This is a genomic window from Bradyrhizobium agreste, assembly GCF_016031625.1.
GTDB classification, from domain to species: Bacteria; Pseudomonadota; Alphaproteobacteria; order Rhizobiales; family Xanthobacteraceae; genus Bradyrhizobium; species Bradyrhizobium agreste.
In genome coordinates this window covers 89,167-106,385 of sequence record NZ_JACCHP010000002.1, presented here as the reverse complement: position 1 = coordinate 106,385, position 17,219 = coordinate 89,167, and the positions used below count along the sequence as shown (strand labels likewise).

Sequence of the window (17,219 nt, the reverse complement as noted above, 5' to 3'; positions counted from 1 at the left end):
AGCAAGGGGGAAGGAGGCAGCGCGTTCCCCCATGCAATTTGCGCACTCACGCGTGACCCGGTGGTTCGCCACAGACCAAGAGAAATCCCCGCGGCCGGACGCCTGTCCTCGATCGAAGGCAATCGGGACCCGCAGCCGGTGCCGAGGGCGGCCAAGCCGAAGAAGAAGCACGCTTAAGCGCGCTCGATTGGCTTCCGACTGCGCGGACCGTCCGGGTCATCAAACCTCTTTGCGCCCCTTCACTGCAGTCGCCGAGGCATGAACGGTGATCGCACCGCTCGCACTCGCCGGCAACCGTGCCTGAAGCCGGCGCTTGAGCTCCGCGCCCTCGGCTTGCGATAGCTTTCCCACGATGCCGGTCGGGCTGCTCACGACCATGGACAGCCAGTAGTCGTCGAAGTCAGCGAACGTTCGCTCGACCACCAGCTCGCGGGTTTCGATATCGCGCAGGCCGAGCTCCGCCCAGAGTGACTTCAGCGCCTCGAAACGCGAGATCTCTGCACTCGGAGGGCGAGCTGCCGGAATGCCAAGCGCATCCAACTCCTCCCACATCGGCTGTGTGGGAGTGCCGCCGCGCATAATGTCCCAGGTGTAGGACGCGACCAGGCCGCCGGGCTTGGTGACGCGGACCATTTCCGCGGCGCCCTTGCGCGGGTCGGGGACGAAGAACAGCACCAGCGCCATCACCGCGATGTCGAAGCGGTCGGCCTCATAGGGCAGGGCCATTGCGTCGCCGATCGAGAGTTCGACCTGATTTGCCGACAGCTTTTCGCGCGCCGTCGCAATCTGCGCGTCGGAGGGATCGATCGCGCAAACCGACGAGGGGGCCGATCTTGCAAGCAGGAGTTCGGTGAACGCGCCGTTGCCCGCACCGACGTCCACCCAGGCTAGTCCCGGACGGGGCGCCAGCCAGTCGAGAAACAGATTGCCGGCCGATCGGCTCCAGGGCGCCATGAAGCGCTCGTAAGCCGCGCCGTCGGTGAATTTGATCGGTTCGGGTGACGACATCCGGGGCCTCCTTCGAAATTGGCGATTTCAAATCCTTCGGCCGACAAACTCAGGTGGTCCTAGCACGGCGCCGCACGATACGCGACGTGGCGCAGGCAATTCTATTTTGCCGTTTACGGGCGCGGGCATCTATCAAACGCTGCGTTCGAACGGCTACACTGAGGGAATTGGTGGCGCGCTGATGTCATACACGTTCGTCTGGGATTGAACTGGTCAGCGCGCCCGTCGAGTATATCGATCGCATCCTGAAAGGCGCCTCGCCGCGCGATCTGCCGATCCAGGCGCCGCGGCGGTACGAATTGATCTTCAACCTGAAGATCGCCAAGGCGCTCGGCATCGACGTGCCGCCGGGGCTGCTAGCCCGCGCTGATCGCGTTATCGAACAGCGCATGGCTCCGATCGCGGCGCCGCTGCTTTGCCAGGAAGAATCCCGAGCTTCCCGCCGCCGCAAGCATCGGAATGAGCAACAGGAAGCCCCACGGTATGGCGGTCTTCACGATCGCTATGGTCTCGTGCGACGCAAATAGCTCGGTGAGAGCCGTGGAAAGCCAGAAGGTCGCAATGGTCATCAGTGCGGCCGCTCCCGCGACAGGGTGGATGATCCTGGTCATGGGGTCTGCCGTTTTCGAAGCGAGCTACGCGACGCAAATGCCGGGCACCGCGACTTTCTGGAACAGGTGGGGGGAGGCGACCGCGGATGCGGGGTAAGCCGAGATCTTCGACCTGAACTCGGGGTGTGTGAACGCGGTCCGGAAGTCGGCAACGGTCTGCCAAACCGCATAGTTCAGATACGTGGGGCTTTCGCCAATCGCGCGGTGAAGCTGGGTGGAGATGAAGCCCGGCTGCCGCTTCATGAAGGCGGCATCGTCCTGCCAGATCTGGAGAAAGTTCGTCGGCCTCGTCGAGCGTGAACAGATTCACCAGCACCACGGGGCCGGTGTCGATGCCGAGCTAACGCTCGATGGGAAAGTCCGGGTCCAGTGGGCGTAGGCGCGCCATGACGAACTCCGTCGAGATGGTTTTATGATGTCAATATGGTACCATGTGAAATCTAGTAGTTTGACATCATGATGTCAATAACTATCCATGGTGACGGATGCGGAAATCCCAACGAACGCCGGCCGGCGATGCTCTGAAGAACCTCATGCTTGACTTGTTCCGGCTGAACAGCCTGCTCTTGACCGCAGGGGACCGCTTGGTGGCCCGGCTCGGGCTCACCAGCGCCCGCTGGCAGATTCTCGGCGCCATCGTGCAGGCGGAGCGGCCCCAGCCGGTGGCCTGGCTTGCCCGCGATCTGGGCGGCAATCGCCAGAACGTGCAGCGGATCGTCAACGACCTCCATGCGGAAGGCCTGGTTGCTTTCGAGGCCAATCCGCACCACCGCCGGGCGCAGCTCGTCGTCCTGACCGACAAGGGGCGGCGCGCTTTCGATGCCGCCATGGCTTTGCAGATGCCCTGGGTCAACAGCCTTTCCGAAGGGCTTGCGGCCAAGGATCTGCAAACGGTTCATCGTATCGTCGCGGCACTCCGCAAGAAGCTCGAGAGCGAAGCCGAGGCTCAGACTTAAGCTTGGGCGAGTGGCAAAGTCGCGCGCGGTCACACCGAATGCGATGAGGTCGGCATCGGTGCGCCTTCGATCGCTGCAATGTTCGTGACGACGTCGCTTTCGTGATGGCCGCGCGCCCCGGAATGCGCTTTGATGGCGCCAACAATCCGGAGGAAACTATGCGGTTCATTGCCCTCGTATCGGCGCTGCTCTTGTCGTCTGGCGCGGCACTCGCGCAGGACTATCCGACGAGGCCCATCACCATGCTGGTGCCATTTGCCGCGGGCGGGCCGACCGACACCATCGCGCGCCTGACTGCGGCCGGCATGGCGAAATCCCTGGGACAGCAGATCATCGTCGAGAACGCGACCGGCGCCGGCGGCACCATCGGCACGACCCGCGCCGCCCGCGCCCAGCCGGACGGCTACACACTGCTGATCCACCATGTCGGCATCTCGACGGCGGCGACGCTGTATCGCAATCTCAGTTACGACACCAAGACGGCCTTTGCGCCGATCGGGCTCGTGACCAACGCGCCGATGACCATCATCGCGCGTCCCGATTTCCCGGCCGACACGCTCAAGGAGCTGGTCGCCTACGCCCAGCAGCAGGGCGACAAGCTGACTTACGCCAATGCCGGCCTGGGTGCGGCCTCGCATCTGTGCGGCATGCTGTTCATGACCGCGATCCAGAAGCAGCTCACCACGGTGCCCTACAAGGGCAACGGCCCAATCATGAACGATCTGCTCGGCAAGCAGATCGATCTCACCTGCGATCAGGCGACCAACACCACCGGGCCGATCACGGCCAAGCAGGTCAAGGCTTACGCGATCACCACCAGGGAGCGGCTGAAGAGCCTGCCCGATCTGCCGACCGCCGATGAGGCCGGACTCAAGGGCTTCGAGCTCGGTGTCTGGCACGGCATCTATGCGCCCAAGGGCACGCCGCCGGCGGTCGTTCAGAAGCTGACCGCGGCGCTGCAGACCGCGCTCAGGGATCCCGCGCTGATCGCCCGGTTCAACGACATCAACACCGAGCCGGTCCCGCAGGACAAGGCGACGCCGGAGGCGTTGGGTGCGATGCTCGCGAGTGAGATCGACCGCTGGGCGCCGATCATCAAGGCGGCCGGGCAATACGCGGATTGAGCTTTTGCGGCCCACGCGGGCACTGCAACCGAACCGGCAACGAGTAGATAATTCAGAGGCTTGTGCGCCGGTGCTATCATGCCGGTACTGTGCATGGGGTTGTTTTGCACGTTTTTTGTTGGCGCGGCTTCTTTGGTGGAGGCGCTAGCCCGCCGCCTCGTCGAACTGCGCGCTCGCCTCGAGCCACTGCTCCTCCGCGCGCGCCAGCGCGTCGGCGGCATTGGCGCGCGCCTTCGACAATTGCGCCGCCTGCTTGGGATCGCGCGTGAAAATGTCGGGCAAAGCGAGCGCCGTGTCGATCTTGGCGATGATCTCGCTGACGCGGGCGATCTCGGCCTCAGCTTCCGCGATGCGCTTCTTCAGCGAGCCGCGATTGTCCGCTCTTGGACGCTGCGGCTTCTCGGCCGGCGCACTGCGCTCGCGCGGGGCTTCCGCGTTGCGCGTCGACAGCACGAGGCGGCGATACTCGTCGAGATCGCCGTCGTAATTGGTGACGGTGCGATCGGCGACGATCCAGAGCCGATCGGCGCAGGCCTCGATCAGATAGCGGTCGTGCGAGACCATGATCACCGCGCCGGGAAACTCGTTGATGGCTTCGGCCAAAGCGCCGCGGCTGTCGATGTCGAGATGGTTGGTCGGCTCGTCCAGGATGATCATGTTGGGGCCGAAGAAGGTCGCAAGGCCCAGCAGCAGGCGCGCCTTTTCGCCGCCTGACAATTTGCCGGCCTTAGTGTCGGCGGCCTTGCCGGAGAAGCCGATGGCGCCGGCGCGGGCGCGCACCTTGGCTTCGGGCGCATCGCCCATCAGCTTGCGGACGTGGTCGTAGGCGGAGGCGTCCTCGTTGAGCTCGTCGAGCTGGTGCTGCGCGAAATAGGCGATCGACAGCTTGTCCGCGCGCGTCACCTTGCCCGAGAACGGCGCCAGACGTCCGGCGAGCAGCTTCACCAGCGTCGACTTGCCGTTGCCGTTGGCGCCGAGCAGCGCGATGCGGTCGTCGTTGTCGATGCGCAAGGTGACGCGGCCCAGCACCGGGCTCGCCGGATCATAGCCGACCGAAGCGTTGTCGACCGCGATGATCGGCGGCGACAGGATCTTCTCCGGCGCAGGAAAGCTGATCTCGCGCACGTCCTCGGTGACCAGCGCCGTGATCGGCTTCAGCCGCTCCAGCATCTTGACGCGCGACTGTGCCTGCCGGGCTTTCGAGGCCTTGGCCTTGAAGCGATCCACGAAGGCCTGCAGGCGGGCGCGTTCGGCCTCCTGGCGCTTGACCGCCTTGGCATCGAGCAGCTCGCGCGCGGCGCGCTGCTCCTCGAAGGAGGAGTAGCTGCCTTTGTAGAGCGTGAGCTTGCCGCGCTCGAGGTGCAGGATCTGGTCGACCGAGCTTTCCAGGAGGTCGCGGTCGTGGCTGATCACGATCACCGTGCGCGGATAATGCGCAAGGTGATCCTCCAGCCACAGCGTGCCTTCGAGATCGAGATAGTTGGTGGGCTCGTCGAGCAGCAGAAGGTCGGGCGCCGCGAACAGCGTCGCTGCGAGCGCGACGCGCATGCGCCAGCCGCCGGAGAATTCGGCGCAGGGGCGGAGCTGATCGGCGGCGGAGAAGCCGAGGCCGGAGAGAATCGCCGCCGCGCGGCTCGGCGCAGAATGGGCGTCGATGTCGACGAGGCGGGTCTGGATCTCGGCGATGCGGTGCGGATCAGTCGCGTGCTCGGCCTCGGTCAGCAGCGCGTCGCGTTCGAGGTCGGCCTTGAGCACGACCGAGATCAGGCTTTCGGGGCCGTTCGGCGCTTCCTGCGCGAGGCTGCCGATGCGCCAGCGCGGCGGCAAGCTCACCGAGCCGTGCTCGGCCGCAAGCTCGCCGCGGATCACCTTGAACAGCGTCGACTTGCCGGTGCCGTTGCGTCCGACCAGGCCGACGCGCGATCCCGGCGTGATCTGCACGGAACTCTGGTCAATCAAAAGGCGTCCGGCGAGGCGGATGGAGAGGTCGGTGATGGCGAGCATGCGGCCTTGTCACCGCAAGGCGCGTCGAACGCAACTCGTTTTTCGGTCAGTGCCTCTCGCGCTCGCGCCGCCGCAGCTCGTTCAGGAGCTGCTCGAGATGGGTCGGCAGGCGCGGCTCGGGCCGGAGGCTCTGCTGCAGCCGTTCGCCCACAGCATCGCAAATCGCGCGGCTGGTACGCCGGTCAATCTGTTCGCTGTCATTGGCAAATAGCCCAGCCATCGCAAGGTTCCGTGTTCTCGAAGTAAAGACACGGTACCAAGTCATTGCCGGCCAAATGGTTTCGCGGATTGTGGGGAAAGCCGGGCATTCTCGTAAAAATTGTATGAGCGGCGCCTTGTACGCTCAAGGCAAAGCCCCGGCGAGGGGGGCGCCGGGGCTTCTCTTGGAAGGTACCTGGGGGGCTTAGGTAGCCTTCGGAAGGTGCTGACGGATTCAGTAGCAGCGGTTGATCAGCCGCCAGCGGGGTCCCCAGGGGGTCGGGACCAGCCGGCGCACATAGCAGCCGCCGTAACCGTAAGCGACGGGGCCGCCGACATAGAAGCGCGGGCCACCCCAGCCGTAGCCGTGGTGCCAGCCGCCGCCGTGCCAGCCCCAGCCGCCATGCCAGTGAGCGGAGGCCGAGGTCGGGGCCAGAGCGGCACCGAGCGCAACCGCGGCGACAGCGGCAAGCGAAAGTTTCCTCAACATGGTGATCTCCTCAAAACTGCCGGCGCGGGGGCATCCGCGTCGATGGAAAGGCCGCCGAAACGGTCCGCCTGATCATCAGGCTTCGGTTTCGATAGGCCCGACCTTAACCCGGCGAAGCTGAACCGAACCCTGACGGCGGTTTCAGATTGGGTTCATCTGGGTGAAATTGTTGTCATCCAAATCGGACGCCCGGCCACCTGCGGCGAAGCGCCTGTGATGCCGTGTCGGCGGTCGCTTGCCGTCCGGCAAAGGCGCCGATATAAGCCCCGCAACCCGGCAACCACCCGCTTTGTTCCCAAGGACGACATTATGGCCATCGAACGCACTTTCTCGATCATCAAGCCCGACGCGACCGAGCGTAACCTGACCGGCGCGGTCAACGCCGTGATCGAGAAGGCGGGCCTGCGCATCGTCGCGCAGAAGCGCATCCGCATGACCAAGGAACAGGCCGAGACTTTCTATGCCGTCCACAAGGCGCGCCCCTTCTTCGGCGAGCTCGTCGAGTTCATGACCTCCGGCCCGGTCGTGGTTCAGGTCCTGGAAGGCGAGGGCGCGATCGCCAAGTACCGCGAGGTGATGGGCGCGACCGATCCGTCCAAGGCCGCCGAGGGCACCGTGCGCAAGCTCTACGCCAAGTCGATCGGCGAGAACTCGGTGCACGGCTCGGATGCGCCGGAGACTGCCGCGATCGAGATCGCGCAGTTTTTCTCGGGCAACGAGATCGTAGGCTGATCCAGGCGGCAGGTTAAAGGCGACGAAAGGACTCAATTAGTGGACTGGCTCTGGCAGATCTTCGATCCCGCGACGATCGGGGCATTCTTCACCCAGTTCCGCAACGAGATGGCTGCGCCGACCTTCTGGATCGCGGTCGGCAAGATCATCTGGATCAACATCCTGCTCTCCGGCGACAACGCACTGGTGATCGCGCTGGCGTGCCGCGGTCTCTCGCCGCGGCACCGGCTGTGGGGCATGATCCTCGGTGCGGGCGCGGCGGTGATGCTGCGGATCATCTTCACCGGCATCGTCGCGAGCCTGATGGAGCTGCCGTATCTCAAGCTGGTCGGCGGCCTCGCGCTGATTGTGATCGCGGCCAAGCTTCTGGTGCCGGAAAACGAGGACGAGGACGACGTCGAGTCTGCCTCGCATCTTTGGCAGGCCATCCAGATCGTCGTGGTCGCGGACATCGTCATGAGTCTCGACAACGTCATTGCGGTCGCTGCCGCGGCCAATGGCAGCGTGCCGCTCTTGATCCTCGGCCTTGCCATCAGCGTGCCGCTGATCGTTGCCGGCGCCGCGCTGATCATGGCACTGCTCGCAAAGCTACCGGTGCTGGTCTGGGCCGGTGCGGCGCTGCTCGGCTGGATCGCGGGCGAGGTGATCGCGACCGATCCCGGCGTCGCGCCGCGGCTGCATGCGCTGTTCGAGGGGCCGTTCGGTGCCTCGCTCGACGCCGTGCTCGGGGTATTGCGCATCCCGCCGCAATTCGGCCATGGCGGGGCCGGCGGCGAATATTTCTGCGCCGCGCTCGGCGTCGTCGTCGTGCTGGTGGTCGGCACCATCTGGCGCCGGCGCAGCCTGACCCAAGCCGCGCTCGAATCCTCGGAGCGCCACGCCAAGGCTTCGGCGGAGTAGAGTTTTCCGAGAATTGTGCTTCTCGGCTCTCCCGCTGGGAGAGGTGGGCACTCACAGTGCCAAGTTCAGCGCCGCACGATCGATCCCGAGCGGCCGATCAGGCGGGCGAGCTGGCGGAAGCGGCCGCCGACGCGGTCGGCGACGAGGTCGCCGAGCCGATGCTCGAACACCAGCATCAATTTGCGGCCCTGGCTGCGGAAATGCGTGGCGGGCAGCACGCCCGGACGTGCGGCCGAGATCAGATGCCCGACGCGGAACGCAGCGCCCAGCAGGCGCGCGCGTTCGAGCTGGGCCGGCGTCAGCAGCTCCTGCATCGTCACCGGCGGCTGGTTTTCCTCGCTGAGACCCGCATAACGATAGAATACCGACAGGCCGACGAAGGCGCGTTCGGTGTGGGTGATCGCGCCGAAATTGCCGTTGACGACGAGGCTGAGCGTCTGCTCGCCGCGATGATCGGGATGCACGCGCCAGCCGATATCGGAGAGCAGGCATGCGGTGTGGCGGAGGCGGCGGTCCTCTTCCGTCTCGCGCAGCTTGACCACGCGCACCAGGCGATCGGTCCAGGCGATCAGCTCGCGCGCGTGCCTGGCCGAGCGCGACAGCAGCTGGTTCAGCTCCTCGGCCGCGCAGATCAGCCCGTCCTTGTTGCGTTCGGTCTCGGACAGCTTCTCGTGCAGCAGGCCCTCGCGCACACCGAAGGTGGAGAACACGATGCTCTTGGGTCTTGCAACGCGGATGATGTGCTCGAGCACGAGCGCCGCATAGGTGAGGAGAGGACGACGCGCATCGGCGACGATCTCGATGTCGGCGAGCATGTTGGCGGCGGCGAGGCGCCGCAGGCGGCGCGAGAAGTCGAGCGCTTCAGCAGCCGGAATCGAATAGCCGTGCATCACCTGGAGCGAATAGCCGCTCTGGATGATGTGAATGCGCGCAAGCGCGCGCCAGGTGCCGCCGACGGCGTAGAAGGTGCGGCCGCGGCCTGCGGTCAGCTGCGGCACCGCGTCGATCTCCTCGCGCACGATGCGGTCGGCGCGCTTGAGCGATTTGTGGGCGAGGTCCTGCAGCGCGAGGCCGCCGAGCGGCAGCGTCACGCCGCTGCGCACCGCGTTCCTGCGCACCTCGATCAGCTCGAGCGAGCCGCCGCCGAGATCGCCGACGATGCCGTCCGGATGGTGGATGCCGGAGATCACGCCGAGCGCCGACAATCGTGCTTCCCGCGGGCCCGACAGGATCTCGATCTTCACCGCGCAGATCCGCTCGGCCTTGGCAATGAAATCGGGACCGTTGGAGGCGTCTCGGCACGCGGCGGTCGCGATCGCGAACACGCGTCCGACCTGCATCACCCGGCACAATGCACGGAAGCGCTTCAGCGAGGTCAGCGCCTTGTCGACGGCATCGGGCGCGAGCAGGCCCGTGCTCTGCACCTCGCGCCCGAGGCCGCACAGCGTCTTCTCGTTGAAGATCGGGATCAGGCTGCGCGCCAGCGCCTCGTAGACGACGAGGCGGACCGAGTTGGAGCCTATGTCGATGACCGCGACGCTCGAGCCGCGCTTGCGCGGCCGCTTCACGTCGCAGATCCCCGATCAGGATTGATGACGTTCGTTCCGGCGCGTGAGACGACGCGGCGAGGATTCCTTGAGCGACTTTCCACGGCCAGACAGACTCGGATTCGTCATGAAGTAGTTGTGGACGTTGAAAGGCTCCTCGCCCTTCGCGGCCTTCATACGCGTTGACGACCCATCCGGCAACAACTGCCAGCTCTGCTCATTGTCCTTCAGATTCGCCACCATGATCTGTTCGAGAACCTGCTGATGCACCGTCGGATTTTGCAGCGGACACAGCACCTCGACGCGGCGGTCGAGGTTGCGCGGCATCATGTCGGCGGAGGAGATATACACAGCCGCTTTCGCGCTCGGCAGTCCCTGGCCCATGCCGAAGCAGTAGATTCGGCCATGTTCGAGGAAGCGGCCGATGATCGACTTGACGCGGATGTTCTCCGACAGGCCGGGAATGCCCGGCCTCAGGCAGCAGATGCCGCGCACCACGAGCTCGACCTGGACGCCGGCCTGCGAGGCCTCGTAGAGCGCGTCGATGATGTCGGGGTCGACCAGCGCATTCATCTTCATCCAGACCGCGCCGGGACGGCCATGCCGCGCGTGTGCGGTCTCGCCCTGGATGTGCTCGATGATGCGTTGGCGCAAGGTCAGCGGCGACACCGCCATCTTTTCCAGGTCGCTCGGCGCGGCATAGCCGGTGATGAAATTGAACACGCGCGCGGCATCGCGGCCGATCGTCGGGTCAGAGGTGAAGTAGGACAGGTCGGTGTAGATGCGCGCGGTGACCGGGTGATAGTTGCCGGTGCCGGTATGGACGTAGGTCGTCAGGCTGCCGCCCTCGCGGCGCACCACCATCGAGAGTTTTGCGTGCGTCTTCAGTTCGAGGAAGCCGTAGACAACCTGCACGCCGGCGCGTTCGAGATCGCGCGCCCAACGGATGTTGGCTTCCTCATCGAACCGTGCCTTCAGCTCGATCAAGGCGGTGACCGATTTGCCGGCTTCGGCGGCTTCTGCGAGCGCGCGCACGATCGGTGAATTGTTGGAGGTGCGGTAGAGCGTCTGCTTGATCGCGACGACGTCGGGGTCGCGCGCGGCCTGCTGCAGGAACTGCACCACGACGTCGAAGGATTCATAGGGATGATGGACGATCAGGTCCTTCTGCCGGATCGCGGCAAAGATGTCGCCGCCGTGCTCGCGTACGCGCTCGGGATGACGCGGCACGTAGGGGGTAAATTCGAGGTCGGGCCGGTCGAGGCGGGTGAGCTGCGAAAGCTCGTTCATCGCCTGTACGCCGTCGACCAGGAACACCTCGTCGTCGGCAGCCGAGAGCGCGTGTTGCACGAAGCTGCGCAGCTCCTCCGGCATCTTGGCGTCGATCTCGAGCCGGATCACCGATCCGCGGCGACGGCGCTTCAGCGCGGTCTCGAACAGGCGGACGAGGTCTTCGGCCTCTTCCTCGATTTCAAGTTCGGAGTCGCGAATGATCCGGAAGGCGCCCTGGCCGTGCAGATTGTAGCCCGGGAACAGGCGGTTGATGAACAGGGCGGTGGCCTGCTCCAGCGAGATCAGGCGCACCGTGCCGTCCGCCGGCAGGCGGATGAAGCGGTCGATCTTGCCGGGCATGCGGATCAGCGCGTTCATCTGCTTGCCGTCGGCGGCGCGCGTGAGCTGCAGCGCGATGGTGAAGCCGAGGCTCGGAATGAACGGGAAGGGGTGGGCCGGATCGATCGCGAGCGGGGTCAGGAGAGGGAACACGTTATTGAGGAAGTAGTCCTCGATCCAGGTCCGTTCCGCCTTGGTGATGTCCTTGCCGTCCACCAGCACGATGCCGACCTCGGCCAGCGTGACGCGCAGGTCGCGCCAGATCGCCTGCTGGTCGGAGGCGAGCTGGGAGACGGTGCGGTTGATCAGCGCGAGCTGCTCCGACGGCGTCAGGCCGTCGGGGCTGCGTTCGGCGATGCCCTCGCGCACCTGCGCCTTGATGCCGGCAACGCGGACCATGAAGAACTCGTCGAGGTTATTCGCCGAAATCGACAGGAATCGCACCCGCTCCAGCACGGGGTGGCTGGGATTGACCGATTCCTCCAGGACGCGGCGGTTGAAATGCAGCCAGGACAGCTCGCGGTTGATAAACCGCTCGGGGCTGGACGCGATCGCCGGAAGGCTCTCGGTTTCCGGGGCTTTCTCTTTGGTTTCAACAGCTTGCGCAGAGTCCATCAGAAGTCGGTCCATCCAGTTCACCCCAATTGCGACTCAAGCGCAAAATCGGCGGGAGCATGTGTTAGAGCGATGACGTTTCAATGACATTGATGTTCCGCCGCCGCGCCGCGTCAAGCAGGCTCAGGGAGGCCCGCAAGCCGCTCAGGTGTCCCGGAGCAGCTCGGCGGCCAGCGCCCGGGTGACGGGACGGCCGAGCCGCAGGGCTTCGCTGTCGAGCAGCTCGACGGCACGCCGGGCGGCGGCCGAGGACCGTTCCAGGCGCGTGGCGAGGTAGCCGACCACGCTCTCGTCCACATTGAGCTGGCGGTCGGCGCAGAACTTGACGATGAGGCCACGGAACAGCTGGTCGTCGGGAGGCAGCAGCGCGACCACCGGAACGGCGCGCAGGCGTGAGCGCAGGTCGCGAAGCTCGATCTGAAGCGCGGCCGGCGCCTCGCGCCCGGTGAACAGGACGTAGGCGCCGTCCTCACGGGCGAGGTTCATCAGGTGAAACAGGGCGCGCTCGTCGAAATCCCCAGCCTTGAGATCCTCGACCACCAGCGCGCCGGTGGCGAGCGCGCCGGGCACGGCCGCCGCGGTCAGCGCGTTGGCGGTGGTCGAGCGGGCGCCAGCCTCTTCGGTCCAGATCGCGGCGAGATGGCTCTTGCCGCTTCCTTCCGGGCCCGCCAGCCACATGATCCGGTTCGGCCATTCCGGCCAGCTGTCGATCAGGCCGAGACCGGCCGCATTGGCGGGGCCTTCGAGGAAGTTGTCCCGGCTGAGGCTCTCCGCATGCGGAAGTGCAAACGCCAATTGTCGGGGATGAACGCGGCCTGCCACGCTTGCTTTGCTCCATGCCGGCGCGCCGGCCCGTTTCGAAGAGAGTTCGACTTGATCGAGCGGAGATGGCCTTTACGAGGCCGCTTCCACTCTCATTTGGCCTCGATCGTGCTCATGTGCCGCAGCCACTCGACCAGATAGAGCGACACGGAGGAGAGCGTGAAGACCGTGACGAGACCCATCAGGATGATATCATAAGGCGCGGGCTTGAAGCCGAAGGCAAGCGCCGCCAGCACCAGGGCTGCGAACGCCACTTGTGCCACCGTGTTGAGCTTGGACACTTTCGACGGCTTCATCTCGACCGGACGGTCGAACAGCCAGGACACGATCACGGCGGCGACGATCATGATGTCGCGCGACACCACCAGGATCACGATCCAGCGCGGGATTGCGCCCCAGATGCCGAGCGCCATGTAGATCGAGACCAGCAGCGCCTTGTCGGCGAGCGGATCGAGCAGGGCGCCGAGCTCGCTCGTCATGTTGAAGCGCTTGGCGAGGAAGCCGTCCACGGCATCGCTGATGCCGGCGATCAGGAATACGGCGAACGCCACCTCCATTTGGCTCGACACGATGGCCCAGACGATGATCGGGACCAGCATGATGCGGCCCAAGGTGATGATGTTCGGAATACTCACGAAAGCGCTTCCCGGCACCGGTTCTGACCTCAAATCCGGCCCGTTGCGGGCTGAACCGGTTGATATGTCTACATAGTATAGCGGGGAGCGCCATGCGAGCCATTGCGCGTCCCCGGAATTCGACGTAACCAGCCGCAAACCCACTGGAAATCGGGCATGACCGACCGCAAAAACGGCCTCACTTACGCCGATTCAGGCGTCGATATCGACGCGGGCAACCGCCTGGTCGACCTGATCAAGCCGATGGTGCGCGCCACCGCACGGCCGGGTGCGGATGCCGAGATCGGCGGCTTCGGCGGCCTGTTCGACCTCAAGGCGGCCGGCTTCAAGGACCCGGTCCTCGTGGCCGCGACCGACGGCGTCGGCACCAAGGTCAAGATCGCGATCGAGACCGGCCTGCATGGCGGCATCGGCATCGACCTCGTCGCCATGAGCGTCAACGACCTCGTGGTGCAGGGCGCCGAGCCGCTGTTTTTCCTGGACTATTTCGCCTGCGGCAAGCTCGACCCCGAGGCCACGGCCGCCATCGTCGCAGGCGTTGCCGAGGGATGCCGCGAATCCGGCTGCGCCTTGATCGGCGGGGAGACCGCCGAGATGCCCGGACTCTACAAGGACGGCGACTACGATCTCGGCGGCTTTGCCGTCGGCGCCGCCGAGCGCGGTACGTTGTTGCCGCGCAAGGACATCGCCGCCGGGGATGCCGTGATCGGTCTCGCCTCGTCGGGCGTGCATTCCAACGGCTTCTCGCTGGTGCGCAAGATCGTCGAGCAGTCCGGCCTCGGCTTCTCGGCGCAGGCGCCATTCGCGCCGGTGATGACGCTCGGCGGCGCGCTGCTGACGCCGACCAGGCTCTACGTCAAATCCTGCCTGCGCGCGATCCGCGAGACCGGCGCGGTGAAGGGGCTCGCCCACATCACCGGCGGCGGCTTCACCGATAACATCCCACGCGTCCTGCCGAAGCACCTCGGCGTCGGCATCGACCTTGCACGCGTGCCGGTGCTGCCGGTGTTCAAATGGCTGGCAGCGCAGGCCGGCATCGCCGAGCTCGAGATGCTGCGCACCTTCAATTGCGGCATCGGCATGATCGCGATCGTCGAGCCGGACAAGGTCGACAAGGTGATCGAGGTCTTCACCGACGCCGGCGAGACCGTGGCGCAGCTCGGCACCGTGATTCCGGCCGGGGGCGAGCATCGCGTCGACTATAACGGCCACCTCGATCTGGCGCTGTGATGAAGCGCCGCGTCGCCATCCTGATTTCCGGACGCGGCTCCAACATGGCCGCGCTGATCAGGGCAGCCGCCGCCGCGGATTTCCCGGCGGAGATCGCGCTCGTCATTTCGAACAAGGCCGATGCGCCCGGCCTCGAACGCGCACGGGCGAGCGGCGTGACCACCGAGGTGATCGAGAGCAAGCCGTTCGGCAAGGACCGCGCCGGTTTCGAGAAGCTGCTGCAGGCCGCGCTCGACAAGCACGGCATCGAGCTGATCTGTCTCGGCGGCTTCATGCGCCTGTTCACGGCCGAGTTCACCAAGGCCTGGTACGGGCGGATGCTCAACATCCATCCCTCGCTGCTGCCGTCGTTCCCCGGCCTCGACCCGCACGGCCAGGCTCTGCGCGCCGGCGTCAAACTGTCCGGCGCGACGGTGCACTTCGTCATCCCCGAGACCGATGCCGGTCCGATCGTGATGCAGGGCGCGGTTCCCGTCAGCGATCACGACACCGCGGAGACGCTGTCCGAGCGCATCCTCGAGCTCGAGCACCGCATCTATCCCGAGGCGCTGCGGCTGCTCGCGACCGGCAAGGTCCGCATCGAGGGCGACGTGTGCAAGACGGCGGGAAGCGCGGCATCGGAGAATTTTCTGATTGCGCCGGTGGTGGGGTAAAGGCGGTCTCGGGCTTACTAGCCACGAAACGACAAATCTACCGGTTTGTAGATTTGTCGGGGCTGATCGAACACACCCTCAAACGCCTCATCCGGTAGCTCCGAGCTGAAAACGTCGAAAGCGGTGATCGACTCAACGTCTGTGCGCGCAGTATCGACCGCCAAAGCTGGGCTCTGGTGCTCGCCAGTCGTCGTCTGTGGTCGTTTCTCAGTGATGTTGTTGCTCCAGCCAAGCATGTTATCGGCTTCCATCCCCAAACAAAATCCCCCGGCAGAGCCGGGGGCCACGTCATGATCGCTCGCATTCCGCGAGAGATCAGGAAACCTTGAGGTTCTCCGCGGATGATTTGCCGCGGTTCTCCACGAGGTCGAATTCAACCACCTGGTTCTCGTTGAGGGTGGAAAGTCCGGCACGCTCGACCGCGGAGATGTGGACGAACACGTCCTTGTCGCCGCCGTTCGGCTTGATGAACCCATAGCCCTTGGTCGGGTTGAACCATTTGACGGTGCCCTTTTGCGGCATCGCTCGTCTCCTCCACTAGATATAAAAAGGACGCGGCCGCTTTTTCGCGTGCCACGCCACAAACGGGCTTCCGGAAGTCTGTTCGAGTCTTGAGGCGCAATGTCGCGAAACGCACAGGCCAGCGGCCAATTCCGATTGTGACCGATATTGCAACATGAAAATCGCCGGCTAGCAAGCCGCGCGCGGATTTCAAGGCCAAGCCAGGTGCCTTCAAGTGCAAATTTGCGACCTGTGGCAGCGGAACCACAATCGGGTGCAATAGCCTCGGCCGTCATGCGCCAACCGGTTGACCCTCCACGGGAGTTCGGCACAAATCGCCGCAAGCGTCGCCGACCGTGTTGCACTTTCGCGCGCCGCCACTTCGCTACGGGATTTGTCGTCATGCGCTGCGCTGCGCAGCTCTCCGGGACAAGGCAGACGTTCGGGCTCGACCGCATCCGCCGGATCGCGGCTGCGATTGCGATGGCGTTTGCACTTTTCGTGACGATGGCGGCTGTGTCGCCCGGCTTCGCGCAAAGCCCGACGCCCACGCCGACCCCGACGCCGACACCCACGCCGTCTCCGACCCCGATTCCATCGCCGACCTCGACCAATCAGGATCAGTCAGCCGGCAACAGCATGCTCAATTTCGGCTCGGGCTTCCTGGAGCGGCTCGGCAATCAGACATCCGGCGGCGTCAACCGGGCATTCCGCACCAATCCGGGCGGTGGCGGCGCCTCGGCTGCCGCGGAAGATCCGCGCTACCGCACCTGGTTCGAGGGCTACGGCCTCTCGGTCCGCACCGATGCGCAGGGCGACTTCGTCGGCGACAAGCGCAAGACCTTCGGCGGCGTCGCCGGCTTCGGCGCGCGGCTCGCACCCGGCGTCAACATCGGATTCTCCGTCGACCACAGCCACACCGACATCGATGTGCCGCTGGCGCTGCAATCCGCAACCCTCGACCTGACCCAGCTCGGCTTCAGCGGCTCCGTCGACAAGGGCCCGTGGACCTGGGCTTTTGCCGTGGTGCACGGCTTCGGCAAGGTCCATTCCAGCCGCGACACCGGCCTTGGCCTTGCGACTGCGGGCTATCGCGCCGCCGTCGACGGCGCGCTGACCGAGATCAGCTATTACTGGACCAGGGACCAGATGCGCATCGTGCCCAAGGGCGCGCTGGAATATGTGCGCGCCACCAGCGCCGCGTTCAGTGAGTCCGGCGGACTCGATCCGCTCAACGTCGGCTCGACGGCGCTCTCTCGCGCGCGCATCATGATCGGGGCCGAGATCGGCCGCTACTTCATCGTCGACCAGAAGATCCTGGACCTCTCGGCCTACGGCAAGTTCGTCGACAACTTCCACCAGGACCTGGGAACCATCCAGGTCAGCCTGGGCGCCCAGAACATCATCGTTCCCGGCATCGGCGAGAGCCGTTACGGCGCGGATGCCGGTGCCTCGGCTTCGCTCAGCCTGACCAACGTGGCGCGGCTCTACGTCAATTACGATGGCAAGTTCCGGAGCGAGCTCACCTCGCACCAGGGCACGCTCGGCTTCGAATACAAATGGTGAGCTGAAGCTCGCCGGC

General features: G+C 65.3%; 18 protein-coding genes and 2 pseudogenes. 8 read left to right on the top strand and 12 right to left on the bottom strand.

Translation table 11 applies throughout. The features are described 5' to 3' along the window. Window positions 1-219: 219 nt before the first annotated feature. Complete coding sequence (locus HZZ13_RS03185) at window positions 220-1,008, bottom strand: class I SAM-dependent methyltransferase (protein ID WP_197958207.1); 789 nt, start codon at window positions 1,006-1,008, stop codon at window positions 220-222. A 203-nt stretch (window positions 1,009-1,211) separates the two neighbouring features. On the opposite strand from HZZ13_RS03185, the pseudogene HZZ13_RS37325 reads away from it, so the two are divergent. Continuing rightward, window positions 1,212-1,325 (top strand): annotated as a pseudogene (locus HZZ13_RS37325) (ABC transporter substrate-binding protein); the annotation flags it as partial. A gap of 39 nt (window positions 1,326-1,364) precedes the next feature. Here HZZ13_RS37325 and HZZ13_RS03175 read toward each other — a convergent pair. Next, on the bottom strand, window positions 1,365-1,619 hold the full coding sequence (locus tag HZZ13_RS03175) for a hypothetical protein (protein WP_376707019.1): 255 nt from the start codon (window positions 1,617-1,619) through the stop codon (window positions 1,365-1,367). A 24-nt stretch (window positions 1,620-1,643) separates the two neighbouring features. Beyond that, window positions 1,644-1,953, bottom strand: a pseudogene (locus HZZ13_RS03170) (antibiotic biosynthesis monooxygenase family protein). A gap of 151 nt (window positions 1,954-2,104) precedes the next feature. Between HZZ13_RS03170 and HZZ13_RS03165 the strand changes: the two are divergent. Together HZZ13_RS03165 and HZZ13_RS03160 are read left to right on the top strand one after the other, a co-directional pair. Continuing rightward, window positions 2,105-2,575, top strand: a complete 471-nt coding sequence (locus HZZ13_RS03165; RefSeq protein ID WP_197958206.1) for a MarR family winged helix-turn-helix transcriptional regulator — start codon at window positions 2,105-2,107, stop codon at window positions 2,573-2,575. Between the two features lie 158 nt (window positions 2,576-2,733). Next, window positions 2,734-3,699 carry a tripartite tricarboxylate transporter substrate-binding protein gene (locus HZZ13_RS03160; RefSeq protein ID WP_197958205.1) on the top strand — a complete coding sequence of 322 codons (966 nt, stop codon included), beginning with the start codon at window positions 2,734-2,736 and terminating at the stop codon, window positions 3,697-3,699. Between the two features lie 144 nt (window positions 3,700-3,843). Here the strand turns inward: HZZ13_RS03160 and HZZ13_RS03155 are convergent, their stop codons facing one another. The 3 genes from HZZ13_RS03155 to HZZ13_RS03145 form a co-directional block, all read right to left on the bottom strand. After that, window positions 3,844-5,703 (bottom strand): ABC-F family ATP-binding cassette domain-containing protein, encoded by a 1,860-nt coding sequence (locus HZZ13_RS03155; protein WP_197958204.1) that lies wholly within the window; start codon window positions 5,701-5,703, stop codon window positions 3,844-3,846. 46 nt (window positions 5,704-5,749) lie between these two features. Then, complete coding sequence (locus HZZ13_RS03150; RefSeq protein ID WP_197958203.1) at window positions 5,750-5,923, bottom strand: hypothetical protein; 174 nt, start codon at window positions 5,921-5,923, stop codon at window positions 5,750-5,752. A 213-nt stretch (window positions 5,924-6,136) separates the two neighbouring features. Then, the gene (locus HZZ13_RS03145) at window positions 6,137-6,391 is read right to left on the bottom strand and encodes a sulfur globule protein precursor (protein ID WP_197958202.1); all 255 of its coding nucleotides are present in this window, start codon (window positions 6,389-6,391) and stop codon (window positions 6,137-6,139) included. 309 nt (window positions 6,392-6,700) lie between these two features. Between HZZ13_RS03145 and ndk the strand changes: the two genes are divergently transcribed. Together ndk and HZZ13_RS03135 are read left to right on the top strand one after the other, a co-directional pair. Further along, complete coding sequence (gene ndk, locus HZZ13_RS03140) at window positions 6,701-7,123, top strand: nucleoside-diphosphate kinase (RefSeq protein WP_036000620.1); 423 nt, start codon at window positions 6,701-6,703, stop codon at window positions 7,121-7,123. 39 nt (window positions 7,124-7,162) lie between these two features. Further along, complete coding sequence (locus tag HZZ13_RS03135) at window positions 7,163-8,023, top strand: TerC family protein (protein ID WP_197958201.1); 861 nt, start codon at window positions 7,163-7,165, stop codon at window positions 8,021-8,023. Window positions 8,024-8,088: 65 nt separating this feature from the next. On the opposite strand, the gene ppx is transcribed toward HZZ13_RS03135, so the two are convergent. The 4 genes from ppx to HZZ13_RS03115 form a co-directional block, all read right to left on the bottom strand. Beyond that, the gene (gene ppx, locus HZZ13_RS03130; RefSeq protein WP_197958200.1) at window positions 8,089-9,591 is read right to left on the bottom strand and encodes an exopolyphosphatase; all 1,503 of its coding nucleotides are present in this window, start codon (window positions 9,589-9,591) and stop codon (window positions 8,089-8,091) included. Window positions 9,592-9,606: 15 nt separating this feature from the next. Continuing rightward, window positions 9,607-11,796 carry an RNA degradosome polyphosphate kinase gene (locus HZZ13_RS03125; RefSeq protein ID WP_197958508.1) on the bottom strand — a complete coding sequence of 730 codons (2,190 nt, stop codon included), beginning with the start codon at window positions 11,794-11,796 and terminating at the stop codon, window positions 9,607-9,609. Window positions 11,797-11,940: 144 nt separating this feature from the next. After that, on the bottom strand, window positions 11,941-12,618 hold the full coding sequence (locus HZZ13_RS03120) for a P-loop NTPase family protein (protein ID WP_197958199.1): 678 nt from the start codon (window positions 12,616-12,618) through the stop codon (window positions 11,941-11,943). A 92-nt stretch (window positions 12,619-12,710) separates the two neighbouring features. Next, entirely contained in the window at window positions 12,711-13,253 is a 543-nt protein-coding gene (locus HZZ13_RS03115; RefSeq protein WP_025035876.1) for a CDP-alcohol phosphatidyltransferase family protein, read from the bottom strand. A 156-nt stretch (window positions 13,254-13,409) separates the two neighbouring features. Here HZZ13_RS03115 and purM point away from each other — a divergent pair, with 156 nt between their 5' ends. Together purM and purN are read left to right on the top strand one after the other, a co-directional pair. Further along, a complete protein-coding gene (purM, locus tag HZZ13_RS03110) occupies window positions 13,410-14,483 on the top strand; it encodes a phosphoribosylformylglycinamidine cyclo-ligase (protein ID WP_197958198.1) in 1,074 nt (357 codons plus the stop codon). Beyond that, a complete protein-coding gene (gene purN / locus HZZ13_RS03105; protein WP_197958197.1) occupies window positions 14,483-15,136 on the top strand; it encodes a phosphoribosylglycinamide formyltransferase in 654 nt (217 codons plus the stop codon). Before purM ends, purN begins: the two co-directional genes overlap by 1 nt. A gap of 17 nt (window positions 15,137-15,153) precedes the next feature. On the opposite strand, the gene HZZ13_RS03100 is transcribed toward purN, so the two are convergent. Continuing rightward, window positions 15,154-15,387, bottom strand: a complete 234-nt coding sequence (locus HZZ13_RS03100; protein WP_197958196.1) for a hypothetical protein — start codon at window positions 15,385-15,387, stop codon at window positions 15,154-15,156. Window positions 15,388-15,451: 64 nt separating this feature from the next. After that, entirely contained in the window at window positions 15,452-15,658 is a 207-nt protein-coding gene (locus HZZ13_RS03095; protein WP_024338088.1) for a cold-shock protein, read from the bottom strand. Between the two features lie 381 nt (window positions 15,659-16,039). Between HZZ13_RS03095 and HZZ13_RS03090 the strand changes: the two genes are divergently transcribed. Then, window positions 16,040-17,203, top strand: coding sequence for an autotransporter outer membrane beta-barrel domain-containing protein (locus tag HZZ13_RS03090; RefSeq protein WP_197958195.1), 1,164 nt, complete (start codon window positions 16,040-16,042; stop codon window positions 17,201-17,203). Window positions 17,204-17,219: the final 16 nt, after the last annotated feature.